2 protein-coding genes, 1 tRNA gene and 1 pseudogene are annotated in these 3,687 nt (G+C 67.9%); all 4 read left to right on the top strand.

What is annotated here, in order from left to right; genetic code table 11:
- A partial coding sequence (locus tag ACY5KJ_RS12510) for a uracil-DNA glycosylase (protein WP_462203409.1) occupies positions 1–796 on the top strand: 796 nt, incomplete at its 5' end.
- A gap of 168 nt (positions 797–964) precedes the next feature.
- Positions 965–2,512 carry an NAD(P)/FAD-dependent oxidoreductase gene (locus tag ACY5KJ_RS12505; RefSeq protein ID WP_462185951.1) on the top strand — a complete coding sequence of 516 codons (1,548 nt, stop codon included), beginning with the start codon at positions 965–967 and terminating at the stop codon, positions 2,510–2,512.
- A 283-nt stretch (positions 2,513–2,795) separates the two neighbouring features.
- Positions 2,796–2,870, top strand: a tRNA-Leu gene (locus ACY5KJ_RS12500).
- Between the two features lie 229 nt (positions 2,871–3,099).
- A pseudogene (locus tag ACY5KJ_RS12495) lies at positions 3,100–3,687 on the top strand (Bax inhibitor-1/YccA family protein); the annotation flags it as partial.

The following is a 3,687-nucleotide window of genomic DNA, read 5'->3' as shown; positions in this document are numbered from 1 at the left end:
GCGGCCGGGAAGCGGTTGGCCGGGGGACCTCGCCGCCGCCGACACACCGGTCGCGGCCACGCCGGCCGAGGCCCGCGCGTTGGCCGCCGACGCGACGGGCAGCCGGGAGCTCGATGCCCGGATGTCCGTCTGCCGGGCCTGCCCGCGCCTGGTCACTTGGCGGGAAGAAGTCGCGGCGGTGCGGCGGGCGGCCTTCGCCGAGCAGGCCTACTGGGGGCGTCCGGTGTCCTCGTTCGGCCCGGGCGACGCCCGGATCCTCGTCGTCGGTCTGGCGCCCGCGGCCCACGGAGGGAACCGCACCGGACGCATCTTCACCGGGGACCGCAGCGGCGACTGGCTGTTCGCCTCGTTGCACCGCGTCGGGCTGGCGGCGCTGCCGACCTCGGTGTCCGCCGGGGACGGTCAGCGTCTGACGGCCACGCGCATCGTCGCCGTCGTCCGCTGCGCTCCGTCCGCGAACAAGCCGACCACCACGGAGCGTGACACCTGCCGGCCCTGGTTGGTGCGTGACCTCGAGCTCGTCCGGCCCACCCTGCGGGTCATCGTCGTCCTCGGTGGATTCGCCTGGTCCGCCCTGTGGCCCGCCCTGGCCCAGGCCGGATTCCCGGTTCCTCCGCGCCGGGTGTCGTTCGGGCACGGCGTGCGGGCCGAACTTCCCGTATCCGGGGTGTCGATCGTCGGTTGCTATCACCCAAGCCAACAGAACACCTTCACCGGCCGGGTCACCGAAGTGATGCTTGACACGATTTTTGGCACGGCGGCGGCGCTCGCGGAAGTGGTTGAGCGGGCGGGGTAAGCCTTTGTCCTTGTGGCCGTCGACACAGAAGGTGAGCCGGAACACGGTCCGGACGCATCGGCACCACGGGCCGAAGACCGCCGGTATTCGTGTCCTGCGTCACGAAAAAAGCTGGGCGGCCAGCCCGGGACCGGGGTGTAACACGGCCCTCGTGGGTACGTTTTTGCCATGGGCTACGGGCAACCACCGCACATCCTCATCGTCGGCGGAGGATACGTCGGCATGTACACGGCCCTGCGGCTGCGGCGGAAGCTGCGCCAGGGCGAGGCATCGGTCACAGTCGTCGAGCCCAACTCGTACATGACCTATCAGCCTTTCCTCCCGGAAGCGGCGGCCGGCAACCTTGAGCCACGGCACGTGGTGGTACCGCTACGTAAGGTCCTGAAGGGCTGTCGGGTTGTCAGTGGAAGCGCGCTTCAGGTGTCGCATGGGACACGGACCGCTGTGATCCAACCATCCCTTGGCGAGAGATTTGATCTTAAATACGACATCTTGGTGATGTGTCCAGGATCGGTAGCGCGAACCCTTCCGATCCCGGGGCTCGCGGAGCAGGGCATCGGCTTCAAGAGCGCGGCCGAGGCCATTTATCTCCGTAATCAGGTCATCAGCCGGTTGGACGCGGCCGCCTCGGTGACCGATCCTGAGGTCCGGCGCCGGGCGCTGACCTTTCTCTTCATCGGTGGAGGATATGCCGGAATAGAGGCTCTTGCCGAGTTGGAGGACATGGCCCGCGATGCGTGTTCTTTCTATCCTGATCTGGAACCGACGGATATGCGGTGGGTCCTCGTTGAAGCCGCCGGCCGTATTCTTCCCGAGGTTTCACCCGGAATGGGGATTTATACTCTCCGGCAGCTCGAGCAGCGGGGTATCGACGTTAGGTTGAACACGCGGGTCGAGAGCCTGGTCGGTGGGCGGGTTGTACTGAATAACGGCGAGAAGTTCGACGCGGGCACCATCGTGTGGACGGCCGGGGTGCGGGCGAACCCGATGCTGGCCGACACGGATCTGCCCCTGGACGATCAAGGTCGGGTGCGCGCGACCGTCTTCCTGCAGGTCGACGGGGTGGGTGACGCGTGGGCCGCGGGTGACTGCGCGGCCGTGCCCGACCTGACCAGGGGCGAGGATGTCACAACCAGTCCCTCGGCCCAGCACGCCGTCCGCCAGGCCCGCCGGCTGGCTCTCAACATCCTCGCCGAACTGCGCGGCGAGCCCATCGAACCGTACGAGCACAGCTATGCCGGCAGCGTGGCGTCCCTGGGCCTGCATAAGGGTGTCGCCGAGGTCTATGGGGTCAAGCTGCGCGGCTGGCCCGCCTGGTTCATGCACCGGACGTACCACCTGGGCAGGGTTCCCACCCTCAACCGCAAGACCAGGGTGGTCGCAGACTGGTCGTTGGCACTGTTCTTCCGCCGCGAGATCGTCTCGCTCGGATCCTTCGCCGATCCCCGGGCCGAGTTCCGCCGAGCGGCGATGCCGCCCGCGTTCGCCGCGGCCATCTCCCCAGGCACGCCCGGCACTCCGGCCACGACGGCTACGACGGCTACGACGGCCACGACGAGCGGGCGGAACGGGACCACTCGCCCCCCCGCTCCCGGTGCCCCCGCGCCCGCCGTCGCCGCCGGCTCGGCCGGCGATGCCGAGGGCGGTGAGGCCGCGTCCCCGGGTGAGGATGTTGTCCGGGCCGCACCGGCCGGCAGGATCTCCCGCGGCCGGTGAATCGTCCCCCGGTCGCGACGGTTCACCGGCCCTCGTGGCTTCGCGGCACTTAGGTGGGGGTGTTTTCCCGCGTCTCCGCTCTGGCCGTCAAGACCAAACCCGACGGCGGGCCCGCCTTTTAGCGATCTGGGTTGTCCACTGATCGAAGGGGATGGCGAACAGTCGGCATCCTCGTCACGATGAGTCACGCTTTCGGTCGTGCCGCCATCTCCGGACCACTTTTTCCGCATGTGTTATTCCCAGACCCTACGTAGCGTGGTAGAAACATCAGCGATGTAGACGAGCCGGTGTATCCCAACTGGTAGAGGAGGCTGTCCTAAAAACAGCTCGAGTGTCGGTTCGACTCCGACCACCGGCACAATCCTTTCTCGGTCGTCCGGGCATCTGACCGATGAACCGCGGCCGACGAGGGGAAGGCTTCGTCGCTGTGAGGATGCGCGTGGGCGTGTGTCGCGATGTCTTGTCGCCGTCCACCGTGTCCGGTGCGCCGGGAACTCCTGCGTCCCAAGGAACGTTCCATACGGTGACGTAGGCTGTAGTCACCGAGGGTGATGCCTCCCCGGAGGCGACCGAGAGGAGCCGGCTCCATGGCCGACCTTCGTTCCTCGAACCCCGCGTTCCGTCGTGGTGGTTTCGCGTCTCCTCCCACGCCGACCCCCGAGGAGCTGGCGAGCCACTACCGCCAGCCCACCACCCTCACGATCGACGACGTCGTCGTGCACACGCTGGGGCTGTTCGCGCTGCTGGCGGCCGGTGGCGCGGTCGGCTGGGCCCTCGCACCGGACTCGCCCGGCATTGCGCTGGGGCCGGCCTCGTCGCCCTGACGATCAGTCTGTTCGTCTCGTTTCGCAACCTGATCAGTCCGCCGCTCATCATCGCCTTTGCCCTGATCGAAGGGGTGGCGGTCGGGGCGGTCTCACGCTACTACGAGGACACCTTCAACGGCATCATCCCACAGGCCCTGCTCGGGACCGGTCTGATCTTCGTCGCGATGCTGGTTGCCTACCGTAGCGGCCGGCTGCGGGCCACCCCCCGGATGGCCCGCATCGTGTTCGGCGTGCTCCTCGGGGTCGTGCTCCTCGGCCTGACCGACCTCGTGATCAGGGCCACCAGTGGAAGCCACCTGCCGGTGATCAACGATGCGACGCCGCTCGGCATCCTGTTCAGCGTGCTCG

The sequence above is a fragment of the Frankia sp. CcWB3 genome, from assembly GCF_977927595.1.
Note: the sequence above shows the minus strand (reverse complement) of the source record. Positions and strands in the feature narration are given on the sequence as shown.

Excerpts from the sequence above, each read along its gene's own strand:
- ACY5KJ_RS12505 (WP_462185951.1), top strand. The coding sequence starts at position 965 with ATGGGCTACGGGCAACCACCGCACATCCTCATCGTCGGCGGAGGATAC.